The sequence below is a fragment of the Streptomyces sp. NPDC001599 genome, from assembly GCF_042893535.1.
In the GTDB taxonomy this organism is placed as follows: domain Bacteria; phylum Actinomycetota; class Actinomycetes; order Streptomycetales; family Streptomycetaceae; genus Streptomyces.
In genome coordinates this window covers 129769-145157 of record NZ_JBIAVA010000014.1, presented here as the reverse complement: position 1 = coordinate 145157, position 15389 = coordinate 129769, and the positions used below count along the sequence as shown (strand labels likewise).

Annotated in this window: 14 protein-coding genes and 1 pseudogene; 7 read left to right on the top strand and 8 right to left on the bottom strand. The window is 70.2% G+C overall.

Annotation, left to right across the window (positions count from 1 at the left end):
• Positions 1-40: 40 nt before the first annotated feature.
• Positions 41-292 (bottom strand): helix-turn-helix domain-containing protein, encoded by a 252-nt coding sequence (locus ACFYZ3_RS29945; RefSeq protein ID WP_007445836.1) that lies wholly within the window; start codon positions 290-292, stop codon positions 41-43.
• A gap of 97 nt (positions 293-389) precedes the next feature.
• Here ACFYZ3_RS29945 and map point away from each other — a divergent pair, with 97 nt between their 5' ends.
• Together map and ACFYZ3_RS29935 are read left to right on the top strand one after the other, a co-directional pair.
• Complete coding sequence (map, locus tag ACFYZ3_RS29940) at positions 390-1166, top strand: type I methionyl aminopeptidase (protein WP_361005497.1); 777 nt, start codon at positions 390-392, stop codon at positions 1164-1166.
• 153 nt (positions 1167-1319) lie between these two features.
• Positions 1320-3851 carry an ATP-dependent Clp protease ATP-binding subunit gene (locus ACFYZ3_RS29935; protein WP_388524089.1) on the top strand — a complete coding sequence of 844 codons (2532 nt, stop codon included), beginning with the start codon at positions 1320-1322 and terminating at the stop codon, positions 3849-3851.
• A 10-nt stretch (positions 3852-3861) separates the two neighbouring features.
• On the opposite strand, the gene ggt is transcribed toward ACFYZ3_RS29935, so the two are convergent.
• Positions 3862-5685, bottom strand: coding sequence for a gamma-glutamyltransferase (gene ggt, locus ACFYZ3_RS29930; protein ID WP_388524086.1), 1824 nt, complete (start codon positions 5683-5685; stop codon positions 3862-3864).
• Between the two features lie 293 nt (positions 5686-5978).
• Here ggt and ACFYZ3_RS29925 point away from each other — a divergent pair, with 293 nt between their 5' ends.
• From ACFYZ3_RS29925 to ACFYZ3_RS29915, 3 genes are all read left to right on the top strand, one after another.
• Positions 5979-6347: a hypothetical protein gene (locus ACFYZ3_RS29925; protein WP_388524083.1), complete on the top strand. Its 369-nt coding sequence runs from the start codon at positions 5979-5981 to the stop codon at positions 6345-6347.
• 59 nt (positions 6348-6406) lie between these two features.
• Positions 6407-7165 (top strand): hypothetical protein, encoded by a 759-nt coding sequence (locus tag ACFYZ3_RS29920; protein WP_388524080.1) that lies wholly within the window; start codon positions 6407-6409, stop codon positions 7163-7165.
• A gap of 311 nt (positions 7166-7476) precedes the next feature.
• Positions 7477-7743, top strand: a complete 267-nt coding sequence (locus ACFYZ3_RS29915; RefSeq protein WP_388524077.1) for a hypothetical protein — start codon at positions 7477-7479, stop codon at positions 7741-7743.
• 185 nt (positions 7744-7928) lie between these two features.
• On the opposite strand, the pseudogene ACFYZ3_RS29910 reads toward ACFYZ3_RS29915, so the two are convergent.
• Positions 7929-9170 (bottom strand): annotated as a pseudogene (locus ACFYZ3_RS29910) (cation:proton antiporter).
• A 470-nt stretch (positions 9171-9640) separates the two neighbouring features.
• The gene (locus tag ACFYZ3_RS29905; RefSeq protein WP_388524207.1) at positions 9641-10447 is read right to left on the bottom strand and encodes a DUF3152 domain-containing protein; all 807 of its coding nucleotides are present in this window, start codon (positions 10445-10447) and stop codon (positions 9641-9643) included.
• A gap of 424 nt (positions 10448-10871) precedes the next feature.
• On the opposite strand from ACFYZ3_RS29905, the gene ACFYZ3_RS29900 reads away from it, so the two are divergent.
• Entirely contained in the window at positions 10872-11405 is a 534-nt protein-coding gene (locus ACFYZ3_RS29900; protein ID WP_388524074.1) for a TerD family protein, read from the top strand.
• Between the two features lie 917 nt (positions 11406-12322).
• Here the strand turns inward: ACFYZ3_RS29900 and ACFYZ3_RS29895 are convergent.
• The 4 genes from ACFYZ3_RS29895 to ACFYZ3_RS29880 all read right to left on the bottom strand — a co-directional run bounded on the left by ACFYZ3_RS29895 (position 12323) and on the right by ACFYZ3_RS29880 (position 14378).
• Positions 12323-12895: a DUF4396 domain-containing protein gene (locus tag ACFYZ3_RS29895; protein ID WP_388524071.1), complete on the bottom strand. Its 573-nt coding sequence runs from the start codon at positions 12893-12895 to the stop codon at positions 12323-12325.
• Positions 12892-13017: a hypothetical protein gene (locus tag ACFYZ3_RS29890; protein WP_388524068.1), complete on the bottom strand. Its 126-nt coding sequence runs from the start codon at positions 13015-13017 to the stop codon at positions 12892-12894. Before ACFYZ3_RS29890 ends, ACFYZ3_RS29895 begins: the two co-directional genes overlap by 4 nt.
• A gap of 169 nt (positions 13018-13186) precedes the next feature.
• Positions 13187-13726, bottom strand: coding sequence for a hypothetical protein (locus ACFYZ3_RS29885; RefSeq protein ID WP_388524204.1), 540 nt, complete (start codon positions 13724-13726; stop codon positions 13187-13189).
• 145 nt (positions 13727-13871) lie between these two features.
• Complete coding sequence (locus ACFYZ3_RS29880) at positions 13872-14378, bottom strand: MarR family winged helix-turn-helix transcriptional regulator (protein ID WP_388524065.1); 507 nt, start codon at positions 14376-14378, stop codon at positions 13872-13874.
• A 125-nt stretch (positions 14379-14503) separates the two neighbouring features.
• Here ACFYZ3_RS29880 and ACFYZ3_RS29875 point away from each other — a divergent pair, with 125 nt between their 5' ends.
• Positions 14504-15043, top strand: coding sequence for a nitroreductase family deazaflavin-dependent oxidoreductase (locus ACFYZ3_RS29875; protein WP_388524062.1), 540 nt, complete (start codon positions 14504-14506; stop codon positions 15041-15043).
• The last annotated feature ends 346 nt before the right edge of the window (positions 15044-15389 follow it).

Here is a 15389-nt window from a genome sequence, read left to right as displayed (position 1 = left end):
TCGATCTCGTTTCGCACTCCTGTGGGTGAGTGCGGGTGCCTCAGGCCGGCACGGGCGCGCACCTGCCCACCAGCTCGTCCATGGACAGCCCCAGCGCGCCGGCCAGCGCGGCCACCGTGAAGAACGCCGGGGTGGGTGCCCGGCCGGTCTCGATCTTGCGCAGGGTCTCGGCGGAGATTCCGGCCTGGGCGGCCACCGCCGTCATGCTCCGCTCACCGCGGGCCGCGCGCAGCAGGCGGCCGAGCTGCTCGCCGCGCTCGCGCTCTTCGGGGGTCAGGGGGGTGCGTACCATGTCGTCATTCTAATACCGGTTTCCCGTACCGGTCCCGGGCGTGCCGCACATCGCGCCAGGTCGCGAACCCAATTCAAATACCGGTATAGTAATTGGCATGGTGGAACTGAAGACGGACACATCGATCGACGCCATGCACGCGGCCGGACAGGTCGTCGCGCGCGCCCTGACCGCCGTGCGGCAGGCCGCGGACGTGGGCGTGTCCCTGCTGGAGCTGGACGCGGTGGCGCACGAGGTGCTGCGGGAGGCGGGCGCGGGCTCGCCGTTCCTCGGGTACCGGCCCTCCTTCGCACCGACGCCCTTTCCGGGCGTCATCTGCGCCTCGGTGAACGACGCGATCGTGCACGGCATCCCGGACGGCTACCGGCTGCGGGACGGAGACCTCGTCTCCATCGACTGCGGCGCCCTCCTGGACGGCTGGGCGGGCGACTCGGCGCTCAGCTTCGTGGTGGGCACCCCGCGCCCGGCCGACCTGACGCTGATCGAGGCCGCGGAGCGGGCCCTGGAGGCGGGGATCGGGGCGGCCGTGGTCGGCAACCGCATCGGCGACATCGCGCACGCCATCGGCACGGTGTGCCGGTCGGCCGGCTACGGGATCATGGAGGACTTCGGCGGCCACGGCATCGGCCGGCACATGCACGAGGACCCGGGGGTGCCCAACGAGGGCCGCCCGGGGCGCGGGCTCCCGCTGCGGCACGGCATGGTGCTCGCCATCGAGCCCATGCTGATCGCCGGCGGCCGGGACGACTACCACGCGGCCCCCGACGGCTGGACCCTGCGCACCAACGACGGCTCCCGGGCGGCGCACGTGGAGCACACGGTGGCGATCACGGACAGCGGCCCGCGCGTCCTGACGTCGAGGGACGGCCTCTGAGAGACGGCGCACCCGGGGCGGGCCCTCCGCCCCGTCCCGGGTTCCCGGCATGCCCGGTGGAACAGAACGTGTCATGTTGGGCATGACCGTACGTCTGCCGGGTTACCCGGCCCCCGGCACGTCGATCAGCGATGCAGCGGAGGTCCGTACACGATGACCAGCGGCTACATGGGCCCGGAGGGCGACCCGTTCGCGGAATTCCTGGCGCGCTTCTTCGGCGGGCCCAAGCCCCGTCAGATCGACATCGGCCGACTGCTCAGCCAGCCCGCCCGGGAGCTGGTGCGCGGCGCCGCCCAGTACGCGGCCGAGCACGGCAGCCGGGACCTGGACACCGAGCACCTGCTGCGGGCCGCGCTGTCCACCGAGCCGACCCGGGGGCTGCTCAGCCGGGCCGGGGCCGACCCCGACTCGCTGGCCTCGCAGATCGACGAGCGGACCGGCCCGGTGCAGCACCCGCCGGGCGAGGTCCCGCCGCCCACGTCGCTCTCGCTCACCCCGGCCGTCAAGCGCGCCCTGCTGGACGCGCACGAGCTGGCGCGCTCCAGCGCCACCGGGTACATCGGCCCGGAGCACGTGCTCAGCGCCCTGGCCGCCAATCCGGACTCGGCCGCCGGGCACATCCTGAACGCGGCCCGGTTCGCGCCCTCGAACCTGCCCACGGAGACGCCGGAGGCGGCGAAGGGCCGCACCGAGAGCGCCCGGACCACGAACACGCCGACCCTCGACAAGTACGGCCGCGACCTCACCGATCTGGCCCAGCAGGGCCGGATCGACCCGGTGATCGGGCGCGAGGACGAGATCGAGCAGACCGTCGAGGTGCTCTCCCGGCGCGGCAAGAACAACCCCGTCCTGATCGGTGACGCCGGTGTCGGCAAGACCGCGATCGTGGAGGGTCTCGCCCAGCGCATCACCGACGCCGACGTGCCCGACGTGCTGATCGGGCGCCGGGTGGTCTCGCTGGACCTGACCGGGGTGGTCGCGGGCACCCGCTACCGGGGCGACTTCGAGGAGCGGATGAACAACATCGTGGGCGAGATCCGCGCCCACTCCGACGAGCTGATCATCTTCATCGACGAGCTGCACACGGTCGTCGGCGCAGGTGGGGGCGGCGAGAGCGGGTCGATGGACGCCGGGAACATCCTCAAGCCGGCCCTGGCCCGCGGCGAGCTGCACATCGTGGGCGCCACCACGCTGGAGGAGTACCGCAGGATCGAGAAGGACGCGGCCCTCGCCCGCCGCTTCCAGCCGATCCTGGTGCCGGAACCCACCACCGCCGACGCGATCGAGATCCTGCGCGGCCTGCGCGACCGCTACGAGGCCCACCACCAGGTCCGCTACACCGACGAGGCACTGGTCGCGGCCGTGGAGATGTCCGACCGCTACCTCACCGACCGGCGGCTGCCCGACAAGGCCATCGACCTGATCGACCAGGCGGGCGCCCGGGTACGGCTGCGGTCACGCACCAAGGGCACCGACGTACGCGCCCTGGAGCGCGAGGTCGACCAGCTGGTGAGGGACAAGGACCAGGCGGTCGCGGACGAGCAGTACGAGCAGGCGACCCAGCTGCGCGACCGGATCGTCGAGCTGAAGCAGCGGATCGCCGAGGCCACCGGCGACGGCCAGGCCGACGAGGGCCTCGACCTGGTCGTGGACACCGAGTCCATCGCCGAGGTGGTCTCCCGGCAGACCGGCATCCCGGTCAGCAGCCTCACCCAGGAGGAGAAGGACCGCCTGCTGGGTCTCGAGACCCACCTGCACGAACGGGTCGTCGGCCAGGACGAGGCGGTACGGGTCGTCTCCGACGCCGTGCTGCGCTCCCGCGCCGGGCTGTCCAGTCCCGACCGGCCCATCGGCAGCTTCCTCTTCCTCGGCCCGACCGGCGTCGGCAAGACCGAGCTGGCCCGGGCGCTGGCCGAGGCGCTGTTCGGCAGCGAGGACCGGATGGTGCGCCTCGACATGAGCGAGTACCAGGAGCGCCACACCGTGAGCCGCCTGGTCGGAGCGCCGCCCGGCTACGTCGGGCACGAGGAGGCCGGTCAGCTCACCGAGGTGGTGCGCCGGCACCCCTACTCGCTGCTCCTGCTGGACGAGGTGGAGAAGGCGCACCCCGACGTCTTCAACATCCTGCTCCAGGTCCTGGACGACGGGCGGCTGACCGACTCGCAGGGCCGGACGGTGGACTTCTCCAACACGGTCGTCGTGATGACCAGCAACCTGGGCTCCGACGTGATCACCCGGCGCGGCGCCGGGATCGGCTTCGGCGCGGGCGGCGCGGAGGCGGACGAGGAGGCCCGGCGCGAGCAGGTGCTGCGTCCGCTGCGGGAGCACTTCCGGCCCGAGTTCCTCAACCGCGTCGACGAGATCGTGGTCTTCCGCCAGCTCAGCGGCGAGCAGCTGCGGCAGATCACCAGCCTGCTCCTGGAGCAGACCCGCCGCATGGTGCACGCGCAGGGCATCACCGTCGACTTCACCGACGCGGCCGTGGACTGGCTCGCCGAGCGCGGCTACCAGCCCGAGTACGGCGCCCGGCCGCTGCGCCGCACCATCCAGCGCGAGGTGGACAACGAGCTGTCCCGGCTGCTCCTCGACGGCCGGGTGACGGAGGGCGGCCGGGTGACGGTCGACGTCGAGGACGGGCGGCTGGCGTTCCGCACGCCCGAACGGCGGCCCGCCCCCGAACTGTGACCCTCGGCGCTCAGCGAGTGGGCCGTACCACCATCGCCGAGCCGCCACCGCGTCGTTCCTTCTCGGCGGCGGCCAGCCACCTGCCGTTCGCCAGTCGCTGCACGGCGGTCGCGGCGCCGATCTCGGGGTTGAGCTTGAAGGAGTGCCCGAGTGCCTCCAGCTCCGCCCGGGTGCCGCTGTCGTAGAGGCCCGGTTCGAGTTCGGTCTGCGCGGCGTTGCGTTGGCTGGCGCGCGGCGCGGCGATCGCGTCGACGAGCGGGAGTCCGCGGTCGAGGAAACCGGTGAGGGTCTGGAGCACGGTGGTGATGATGGTGGCGCCGCCGGGCGAGCCGAGGGCCACCACCGGCCTGTGGTGCCGGTCCAGGACGATCGTCGGCGCGATCGAGGAACGGGGGCGCTTGCCGGGACCGGGCAGGTTCGGGTCGTGCACGGCCGGGTTGGCGGGGGCGAAGGAGAAGTCCGTCAGCTCGTTGTTGAGCAGGAAGCCGCGCCCCGGCACGGTGATGCCGCTGCCGCCGGTCTGCTCGATGGTGAGCGTGTAGGCGACGACGTTGCCCCACTTGTCGGCGACCGTGAGGTGCGTGGTGTTCTCGCCCTCGTACGTCGTCGGCGCCGCCGTGCCGCCGCCCGCGCAGTCGGCCGGGTGCCTCGGGTCGCCGGGCGCGAGGGGACTGGTGAGCACCGCGTCGTCCTTGATCAGGCACGCGCGCGAGTCGGCGTACCGCTGGGACAGCAGCTCCTTCGTCGGTACGTCCTCGAAGGCGGGGTCGCCGACCCAGCGCCCGCGGTCCGCGAACGCGATGCGGCTGGCCTCGATGTAACGGTGCAGGTAGCCGGCCTTGTCCGCGGTGGAGAGGTCGGTGCGCTCCAGGATGTTGAGGGCCTCGCCGACGGTGGTTCCGCCGGAGGAGGAGGGTGCGATGGAGTACACGTTCAGACCGCGGTAGGAGGTCTTCGTGGGCGCCTGGAGCTTGGCCTCGTAGCCCGCGAGGTCCTTGGCGGACAGGTCGCCGGGACGGGCGTTCCAGCCCGAGTCCGGGTCGACGGGCGGATTGTTGACGGTGTCGACGATGTCCTCGCCCAGTTCGCCGTGGTAGATCGCGCCGACGCCCTCACGGCCCAGCTCCTGGTACGTGCGTGCCAGGTCGGGGTTCTTGAACGTGGAGCCGACGGCCGGGAGTTCACCGCCCGGCAGGAACAGCTCGGCGGTGTCGGGGAAGTAGCGGAACCGCTGCTCGTTGGCTGCGGTCTGGGAGCGGAAGGTCCCGTCGACGGTGAAGCCGTGCCGGGCCAGGCGTTCGGCGGGCTTCAGCACGGAGGAGAGCTTGCGGCTGCCCCACCGGTCGAGGGCGGTCTGCCAGGTCGCGGGGGTGCCCGGGGTGCCGACGGCGAGGCCGCTGGTGACGGCGTCGGCGAAGGCCAGCGGCTCGCCGTTCTCCGTGAAGAGCTTCTCGTCGGCGGTGAGCGGCGCGGTCTCGCGGCCGTCGATGGTGCGTACCGTGCGGGACTTGGCGTCGTAGTAGACGAAGTAGCCGCCGCCTCCCACCCCGGCGGAGTAGGGCTCGGTGACACCGAGCGCGGCGGCGGTGGCCACGGCGGCGTCGACGGCGTTGCCGCCCTTGCGGAGGACCTCGATGCCGGCGGCGGAGGCGTCCTGGTCGACGCTGGCGACCGCGCCGCCGTACCCGACGGCGACGGGGGTCTTGGGAGCGGTGGGCCCGCTCGGGGCGGCGGGCCCGCTCCGGTGCGTGGGCGGCGCCGCCGCTCCCACCGAGACCACCACGGCGGCCGAGACCGCCAGGACCGTCAGATTCCGCGCGACAGGACGACGCATCCGCACCTCCAGGGAGAGCCCGTCCGGGCAGCCTAAGGCATCACCACGGCCGCGTCGGGGCTCTTCGCCACGGAAGTCCGAACACCGTGGACGGGCCCCCTCCTCGGGGTCGGCATCACACTCCGCGCCCGATGACAAGGGGAGCACTCGTGGAACGCCACGCCCGGATCGATCGGCTGTGTGCAGCGTTCGAGGGCTCCGCGGCAAGCACCGGCGATCCCGGCGTCATCACGGGGTCCGTGCACCAGGCCCCAGCCGGTGATGGGACGCAGGTGGTGCACCAGGAGCGGCGTATGCGCAGTGAGGACTCCGCCGTCGCGGACGCCGTGTCCCTGGCGTGCTTCCCACACTCGGGCGGCTCCGCCCGAGTGTGGGAAGCACGCATCGGCGACACCAACGCGCTCGCCGACACCCTCACCCTCGAACCGAGGCCACTGACAGGGCCGTTGGAGCTCTCCGGGCACAGCGTGGGCGCCGTCGCCGTCGCGGAGATGAAGCTGCTGGGCGGCACGAACTCCCGGCTGCCGGCCGGCCCGGAGATTCTCGACATGGTGCTCCCCCATGTAATCGGCTCCAGATCACCGTCCGGACCGGGGCCGACGACCCGCACACATTCCCGGGCGGCCACTTCTTCCTGGAGGCCCAGTCCCGCGGCCTGCTGAACACGGTCTCCACGCCCTGTCGAACACGAGTACGCGGTCGCCCGCTAGCATGCGCGCCCATGACCGACGACGTACGCAACATCGTTCTGGGCGTGGTCGCGGCGGGCATCAGCGCCACGCTGGGCTGGCTCGCCCGTACCTATCTGTGGAAGCGCAAACTCCGCAGAAAGCAGGCGTTCTTCGGCCTGCCGGACAGCTCCGAGTCTCTGCTCGTCGTCAACCGGGACCCCGCGGCCACCGAACCGGCCGTCCACCGCTTCGACGTCTTCGCGCTGCTCGAACTGTCCGCACTGATCAAGGACTGCGGCGCGCACGCCCAGGTGGTCACCCAGGACATGGTCGGCCAGGGCTTCGGCGAGCGTACGGAGTTCTGTGTGGGCGGCCCCGGTTCGAACCGGCGCATGGTCGCCCACATGGCGGCGATGCTGCCCGGGGTGCGGATGAACGTCGACCCGGAGCCCCGACCGGACCGGGGCGCCTTCCAGATCGGCAGTGAGCGCTACCGCCTGGAGGCGGGGGTCACGGAGTACGTGCTGCTGGCCCGCCTGACCGCCGGAGACCGGCGCGAGGCCAGGCCCGCGTTCCTGTTCTGCGGCCAGCGCGCGATCACCAACCAGGCCGCCACCCGCTACCTCGCCCGGCACCACGAGAAGCTGGCCCGCAAACACGGCAACAACTCCTTCGTACTCCTCCTCAAGGTCGTCAACTCCCAGGCGTACGGCCCGGACGTCGTCGAACTGGTCGGCGACGTCACCCGCGCGGCCACCAGCCCCCTGCCCACCCCCGCACCCGCCTCCCGCACCTCCCACCGGGCGTAGGGCGGGCGGCAGCTTTCAGTAATCGGCGGGCTGACCGGATGGCGCCGGACGGCCGTCGCCCCCGAGACCGCAACGGTCCTCAACGTGGGGAACTGCGGTTCGGGCCTGGAGATGGCGGCGTCACCAGACCGACGGCGCTCCGTCCTCAGCGCCCGGAGGTCTCCCCGAGGTATCGTGATGGGGCAGAAGGGGCGGCGAGCCCACGTGTTCAACGTGGTCAGCCTCAAGGGAGACGTCGTCTTCCCGGCTGGCCAATCGGGCCACGCCGATCTCTCAACCTGGCGCAGCTTCTCCCTCCTGAGGACAGACTGATGCTGGACATGGAAGAGGCAACCAGGCTGGCCAGGCAGTTCCTGGACCAGGAGGTCAGCCACGAGGGCATGACCTTCGCGCTCGTCGAGGGAGAGCGCACCCAGGTGGGCACCGCCTTCTACTTCGACTGCCAATCGGTCGCCTACCTCCGCACCGGGGACCTCCGGGACATGGCCATCGGCACGGGCTACATCCGCGTCGACGGGGAAACCGGGGAGTGCCGCATGCTGGGAGCAACCGAATCCGCCCAGCTCGACCTCTTCTGACGAGTTGTGGCCGCACCTCTGGTGTGACGCATGAGGGCTGGGCCGGTGCAGTAGCGCCGCCCCCGGGACGAAGAGCGGTAGGCGGGGGCCGGGCAGCGCGTACATCGCGCTCCCGGCCACGGCACCAGCGGCCTGTGCCGATCAGCCGTCCCACAGGTGCTTGTCCCGGTCGGGGCAATTCGAGTTCATGACCGGCGGACGCGCCCGTCGTCCTCGCTCGACTCCCGTGTCTGCGGGTTGCTCGCAGGCTCGGGAATGCCGGTCAGGTCCTCGACGTCGAAGATTCTCGCGATGGGCACGTCGTGCTGCTGTGAGCGATGATCGAGAAGGCAATGGAGACGGCGATGAGCGTGTACGCCTGCTCCCCCTGCGGAATCCCGGCCCGCAGCACGAGCAGCCCGTAGACCACGGACGCGAACCCCTTGGGGCCGAACCATGCGGCCACCAGCTTCTCCCGTCGGTCGAAGCGCGTACCGACGAGAGAGATCAGCATCGACGCCGGGCGCACCAGCACGATCGCCAGGAGCACTGACACGTAGCCGGACCAGGACAGGTCGGCGAAGAGCTGGGGCGTCAGCAGGGCGCCGAAAACCAGCAGCGCGGCGAACTTGGCCAGCTCCGCGAGTGACTCACCAAGTGGTTCGAAGACCGTTTTCGCCTCGGGGCGGCACGGCGGTGAGAATGGCGCCCGCGGAGAACGCGGCCAGGTACGGGTTGGCATGGGTCAGGTGGCACTGGGCGTAGAGGATGATCCAGGTGGCCAGTGGCAGCAGTGGCTGCAGCTTGGGCTCTGCTCCCAACAGCGGGAACCGCACGAGTCCGTTGACCAGGAGTGGCAGCACCACCTCGAAGGCGAGTCCCAGCCCGAGTTCCGGGGCGGTCTTCCCGAAGGACGCCTCTGCGTGGCCGCTGGTCGGTCCGGCGGCGGCAATGAGGACGAGTACCACCGGCAGGGCCAGCCCGTCGTTGATGCCGCTCTTCACGTTCAGCAACTGCCGGAGCTTGGGCGGTACTTCCTTGCGGCCCACGATCGCCGACGCGAACACCGGGTCCGTAGGGGCGAGGACAGCGCCCACGAGGAGAGAGGCCGTCCAGTCCAAACCGACCAGGTAGTGAGTGATCAGCGCCATACCGATGAAGGCCAGGGGCATGCCTAGGCCAAGGGCGCGGGCCGGGTTCTTCCAGTTCTCCCTGAGCTTCGGGAAGGACACGTGCATGCCGTCGGTGAACAAACCCGCGAACAGCGCCAGATCGGCGGTGACCGCGACGATGTCGCTATCCGGTGTGATGTGGATCAGCCCGAGGAACCCGTCACTGACGAGAGCGCCGCCGACGAGGAAGGGTAAGGATGTGGACAGCAAACCGCGACGAGCACCACAAGAACCAACCCCGATCGACGAAGACGGATACGCCCTGCCGCCGACCAGACTTCCCGGCACTCCAAGACGGGCTTTACACGCCCCTTACGCCTCTCTGACAGGTGCCTGACGGGCGGCGTCAGGCACCGCACGCTGCCGTGTGCCGGCACAACGCATGAGCACGCGCAGTCTGCCCCCGAATATGCCCGGGCGAGCGGCGAGCGCGGACACGCGCGCCTCCTATTCTCCTCCGGGACACCGTCGGTGACGGGCAACCTCGTGGAGACACCACCACGCGTGACCGCCGACCAGCAACTCGCGCACGCCCTGCATCCCTTGCTGTCCGCCTCCGGCACGGGACTCCCGGTCCTGGACGCCGGAAAGAACGAACCGGTCGGCTGGCTGAGCCATCAAGGCGCCCTGAGATCACTGCACCCGCCACAGGGCACCCCGACGGCTGCATCTCCTCGGTGACAGAGGACAGGACTCAGGCTCGCCGAGTCGCGCACTGTGTCCTTTCCGTGTTCGCCCGTAACCGGTCACGAGACGTGCGGGCCGCCGAGGTAGCGTCCCTCGGTGTCGAACGGCCAGGCGTTCGCCACGCACCCCTTCAGCCCCTTGATCTGCTGCATCATCACCGGTGCGGGCCGACCCGCACCGGGGCAGGTCTCGTGACCGTGCCCGATGCGGTGCCCGACCTCGTGGTTGATGATGAGCGCCCGGTACTCCTCGACCGGTCCGTCGAACTCCGGCGAACCGAGCAGCCAGCGCCGCAGATTCACCACCACGGTGCGGCCGACACTGCAATTGACCTCACCGTGCGTGTCCAGGCCGGCCGACCCGCACAGACAGTCCACCGTGTGCGGCGTGGCGATCTTGACGACGAAGTCGCGCGGCCCCGAGGCCACGAGCCGGAACGAGTCCACACCGTCGCTGCCCCAGCCGCGCGGATCCCCCAGGATCCCGGCGATCTCCCGCGCCGCAGCGTCCGCCACGACGCCGCTGCCGTCCTCGACCTGCACCTGGTACCGCCGCAGCCGCGCCCCCGTGCCCACCACCCGGCCTTCGGCGGCCGCAGTGACGAACGTGCCGGGACCGACCACGGGCACGGCGGCCGCACCCCGCACTCCGTCCCCGGCGTGCGACGCCGCGGCAGGGGACTGCAGGCAACGGGCAACGGCTCGCACGGCCCTGCTGTGCCGCCAGTGGCCGTACGCGCTTCCACAGCTCAGCAGAACGCCCCCGGCCACCACGCAGGCGAGCCACGTTCGCCCCATCCCGCTCCGCACGGCACGCCCCTCACCGGACCCCCACCGCCGCACAGACCACACCCCCTCATGGTTCAGACCAATACGTCGACCTTAGTCGACCCGTAAGTCCTGCCCAGCGGGCCCGGTAGGTCCTGGTCAGTGCACACAGCAGCTACCCTCCCAGCGGAGCCGGCGGCCGCGACGCCGCGCCGTCACCGGAGCCGATATGTCTGCCGAGCGTCCTGGAAGGTCGGCAACGCGGGCAAAGGTACTGGCCGCGTTCGTACTCCTCGTACTCATGCCGGGTGATCTGGTTCCTGGCCAGTTTCCCGGGATCTGGCGCGTTTCCGTGGTGACGCCGGCAGTCCCGGCCCCGGACCATGGCCCGCGCGCCCACGGCAGGTGCACCACGGTCGCGTACATGCGCACCGCCATGAGCGGTCCAGCGGATGTCCGGCAGACCATACTTGACGGTGCGGGAGTGCCCCGCCATGGCCTGGAACGAGAGGGTGGCAAGCCGGTGAGCAGCGACGCCAAGGGGCTGAAGAAGGTCGACGTACGGCTCAAGTGGGATCCGAGCCCCTGGGACCGGCCGTCTCACCATCTCGACATCATCGCCACGACCTACGCCGCGGACGCACCGCACGGGCGCCCCGTCTACGTCGTCCAGTTCGACAAGCGATCGCCCGACGGAACCATCAACATGAGTCGGCACAGCCGGACCGGTCAGGGTTTTGGCTTCGTCGAGGAGATGACGTTCGAACTCGACCGCCTGTCGCCCTCCATCGCACGCGTGGTCGTGGGAGTGGCGATCCATCAGGTCGACGGACACAAGACTTTCGGCGACGTCTCGAACACCGGGGTGGTCGTGGCCGAGGGGTACAGGGAACTTATGACGGACGACTTCGAGCGGGTCGCCGGGGCCACCGCCGCCACGGTGGCGGAGTTCACCCGGAACACCTCCGGTGCCTGGGATTTCCAGGAAGCGGTCCGAGGCTTCGACAGTGACCCCGTCCTCTTCACCACGGAGATGGGCAGCGCACCACGGCCCTGACTGCGCGACGACACGTACTCGCACCCCGCCGAGAGCCTTGAGGGTGCACGAAGGGGCCGAGGTGCCGGTCACCGGATCGCAGGGCCCCCCAACTTGCACCGACCGGATCCTCACAGCAGACCTGCCACAAAGGTGGCGGCGCCCGTCACAGAAGGAGCCACCGGCCGCCTCGTCCTGCCCGACGCAGCTCCCAGCCTGCTGCCGCGGCCCGCGAGGCGGTACCGCACCTCACGGGCCGCGGTCCGAACAAAGGCGCGCGCCTTCCGTGACCAACCGGTCCGACCTCAGAAAGAAGCGCTTTCCGACAGCCCCCAAGCCGCAGAGTCGCCTCCCCGCCACTCGACGAGGGGAGTGCGGTCCAAATCCTCGCGTTCCAACTCCACACCGTGCCGACGTACCAGCAGAATGACGTCTTGGGCATCGCGCGCCACACCCACTGCCCTGCCCTGCACGGATATGGCACGGCCGCCTTCCGGAATGGTTGGTGTGTGAACGACAACGGGAGCGGTCCTGCCCTGTTCCGCCCCTGGAGGCTCCGGACATGCCCAGAGGCCGCTCCCGGCTCGGGACCCACCCGTGGTGCGCCGCGTGCGGCCACGAGGCACGAACCGACCCTCGGCCTGTCTGCGTCCGAGCATCCAGCACTCCCCCCTGTCAGCGTCTGTGGCGGTGTGAGTGGGAGCGCTCCCCTCGACTCCCCGACACCCGACCACCTGATGGTCCCGAACTTCCTCACTGGAGGTCCATGGGCGAAGTGCAGCAGAATCAAACACTGTTCATTGCCGGAGTCCGGCAATGAACAAGCCGCAGCTTGAGGATCCTGGGGATACCACCGCCGACCACCAAAGCGAAGCCGACTCGGGGCTGCTCCGCCCTGCCTTCAGCACCGTGCCGCTGTCCGGGCCCGCTCCCCGGGGCTACATCTTCTCCTTCCAGCCGATCCGCACCAGCCAGGCGTTGAGCGGCCACGCGGTGAAGAAGCCGAGAACCATGGACAGTTGCATCAGCATCCAGTAGGCAGCGCTGGTCTTCGGCAGGCCCGGCGAGAAGAAGACCTCCTGATAGAGCCACATGCCGAGGAAGAGGCCGACCTGAAAGGCGATGATGGAGAGGGTGTCGGCCTTCATGGCTGCCCAGACGCCCTTGAGCCGGCCGATGTTGCGCATGGGGACGATGGTGAAGTACTGGAAAAGGATGCCCAGGGCCCAGGCGAAGGCGAAGTCCAGGGCGAAGTCGGCGTAGAGCGCCTTGCCGGCAAGCGTGAGCGAGGCCGCGTACACGAGCCACTCCGCACCGATGTCTCCGAGGGTGCACCCGACCCCGCAGTGGCTGATGGCCTTCGACTGCACGTCCCACTGGGGCAGTTTGTCGGAGTCGGGCATGCCCTGCTCCTCGACCACCGGCCTCGAGGTACGCCTTCCGCGCGTGAAGTAGAACCACAGGGCTACCGGCCCCCAGTACAGGGCGGTGACCGGATACACCAGATTCATGATCCACATCTTCTGGCGGTGGCCGTGTCGGCCAGGATGACGAGCCCACTGGCGAAGGCCACAGCCAGGCTGAACCAGCCCACCGCCTCGATCCAGTCAGCCGGCTGCACATACTGCTCCACCGGATTCACCTGCCCGCTCGTCGAAGTCGTCGATGATCAGGCAGTCGGGTACCCCAGCGCGGGTCCGCAAGCACCGAGACGCCAGCCCGGCTGCGTGGCCCGGGCATTCCCTGAGCGGGCACTCAGAGTGCCCGCTCAGGGAATGCCGACGTCCAGCGTCGACGCCCGTTCACGGACGTTCTGTGCTAGTCGCCCCCTGGCCACCAGGACGATCAGAACCGGGGGCGACCGGGTGATCAAGCAGGCGGAAGGATCGCACCACTGCGATGACACAGGCGACGACCAGACCGGCGACCCAGCCGGCCAGGCTCCTCAGCACGTCCGTGACGCTCGTCGCCCCTTCGACACCGCGCGGAGGTACCAGCCCTTTCGGGTCATAGACGAGGGCCAGCGCGTCCCCCGGTCGGGTGGACCGTGTGCACCCCCGCCAGGTCCGGGCGCTGGAGGGCGTGTGCAGTGCGAGGCCCACGGCCAGGACGGCGACGATCCCCACCATGGCTCGGCCGGCGCGCACCAAGAGGAGGTAGAGGACGAGGCCGAGTGCGCACATCAAGCCCACGTCGCCTGCGGCGAAGGCGGACTTGCCGGTCCAGGCGCCGAAGAACCCGGCACCCGTGATCAGCCCCGTGCCGAGGACTCCGGCGCAAAGCCCCTCTCCGATCAGCATTCGAGGCGGCAGGCCAGTGAACTCCGCAGGCCCCCAGACCATGGCGCGCACATGAGTTGCCATGTGAGACCCGTCGACGGACGGACCACGGTGCAATCTGCTCATACGTGCGGCCCCTCACACCCGCAACGGGCATGGGGCCCGCTCCTTCATTTCATTGCATTGTGCAAAACAGAGTACGGTGTCGTCATTCCCAGCCGAGAGGGGACAGCTCGGTGCCCGCGTCCGGGGCGGGGGGCTCCGCGCCTGCCTCGTTGAAGGCGGCCAGGGCGCCGATCAGCACCCTTCGCTGCTCTGGCCTCAGACGTTCGACGATGACGGCGATCTCCGTACGCCGCCGGGCGGTGACCTCCTCAACCGTTCGGCATCCCTCCGGCGTGAGCCGCAGCAGGGTTTCGCGCCGGTTGTCGGGATTGACCTGGCGGTCCGCCAACCCGGCGGCGATGAGCCGGTCCACCATGCGCATGGCCGTCGAGGGGGCTACGTGGAGAAGGTCGGCGAGGGCAACGAGTTTGGTGGCACCCCGGGTGGAGAGGACGACCAGCATCCGGAACTGCGGCAGCGTGACCCGGTCCTCGACGGCGGACAGGGACCGGGCGGAGACCGCCACCAGCAGCCGGGAGGCGGTCAGCACCTCGCGCGTGACCGCATCGACGTCCTCCATGGTCCCCTCGCGGGACTCGCGCTCAACCATGGGTCTTTTCTACCGGGAACCTTCATTTAGACTGTGCAAAATTTTGCCTGCCGAAGTGATAGTCAGCGGGTTCTCCGCCCCGTCGAGACGGGGAGCGGACACCGCCCACCCTGTGGAAGGCGAGCATGACACCTGACGAAACGGACCCCGCCAGACCCCCCGTTCCCACCGGCTGGCGCAGGCTGGCCGCTCGCGCGCCCATCCTCCTCTTCCGGGCCGGCCTGGGGCCACTGCTCGGCAGACGGTTGCTGCTGTTGCACCATGTGGGCCGGGTCAGCGGAAGCGACCGCCGGATGGTTCTCGACGTCGTGGCGTACGAGGCGCCGTATCGCTGCTGGACGGTCGCCTCCGGCTTCGGTCCGCGCTCCGACTGGTACCGCAACCTACGTGCCCAGCCGAAGACGGTCGTCCAGTTCGGCAACCGCCACCACGCCGTCACCGCCCACTTCCTCACTCCCGACGAAGGCGCCGACATCATGACGCGCTACGGCCGGCGCCACCCCCGCACCGCCCGCCGCCTGTGCGCCTATCTGGGACTGTCCGCCGACGGCACCGAGTCGGCCCTGCGCGAAGCCGGGCGCACGATCCCCTTCGTCCGCCTCGAGACAGACACCTGTCCACAGGACGCGCCGCGCCGACATGAGACCCCGACACCCCGGAAGTGAGCAACGGTGCCGAACCCCACCCCTGACTCGGTGTGGAGACGATTTCTCACCGACAGCGAGGAAGCCATCGCCCGGTCGGCACCGCGAGAGCCATCAGCCCGGGAACGGGCCGGGCATCCGGAGTGGGACGTCCGTGTGGGCGACACCTGGAGCGACAGCGACGCACCCGCCGAACCCCCATGGCGCCACCTCGATACACGCGGGCGAATACGCCGCCTCGGCCGCATCCTGGCAGGCGCGGCCGCGCTCGCCGTTCTCATAGGACTCTTCTCCTGCCTTCCCGAAGAGCCCCCGGGCCTGCCCCCAGGACCCGACAGCAGCTCGCCGCCCCAGACCTCCAGTGCCG

Bases quoted from the DNA above. Each gene is read 5' to 3' on its own strand.
- ACFYZ3_RS29945 (WP_007445836.1), bottom strand. From the start codon at position 292: ATGGTACGCACCCCCCTGACCCCCGAAGAGCGCGAGCGCGGCGAGCAG.
- map (WP_361005497.1), top strand. From the start codon at position 390: ATGGTGGAACTGAAGACGGACACATCGATCGACGCCATGCACGCGGCC.
- ACFYZ3_RS29935 (WP_388524089.1), top strand. From the start codon at position 1,320: ATGACCAGCGGCTACATGGGCCCGGAGGGCGACCCGTTCGCGGAATTC.
- ggt (WP_388524086.1), bottom strand. From the start codon at position 5,685: ATGCGTCGTCCTGTCGCGCGGAATCTGACGGTCCTGGCGGTCTCGGCC.
- ACFYZ3_RS29925 (WP_388524083.1), top strand. From the start codon at position 5,979: ATGCGCAGTGAGGACTCCGCCGTCGCGGACGCCGTGTCCCTGGCGTGC.
- ACFYZ3_RS29920 (WP_388524080.1), top strand. From the start codon at position 6,407: ATGACCGACGACGTACGCAACATCGTTCTGGGCGTGGTCGCGGCGGGC.
- ACFYZ3_RS29915 (WP_388524077.1), top strand. From the start codon at position 7,477: ATGCTGGACATGGAAGAGGCAACCAGGCTGGCCAGGCAGTTCCTGGAC.
- ACFYZ3_RS29895 (WP_388524071.1), bottom strand. From the start codon at position 12,895: ATGAATCTGGTGTATCCGGTCACCGCCCTGTACTGGGGGCCGGTAGCC.
- ACFYZ3_RS29885 (WP_388524204.1), bottom strand. From the start codon at position 13,726: ATGGTCTGGGGGCCTGCGGAGTTCACTGGCCTGCCGCCTCGAATGCTG.
- ACFYZ3_RS29880 (WP_388524065.1), bottom strand. From the start codon at position 14,378: ATGGTTGAGCGCGAGTCCCGCGAGGGGACCATGGAGGACGTCGATGCG.
- ACFYZ3_RS29875 (WP_388524062.1), top strand. From the start codon at position 14,504: ATGACACCTGACGAAACGGACCCCGCCAGACCCCCCGTTCCCACCGGC.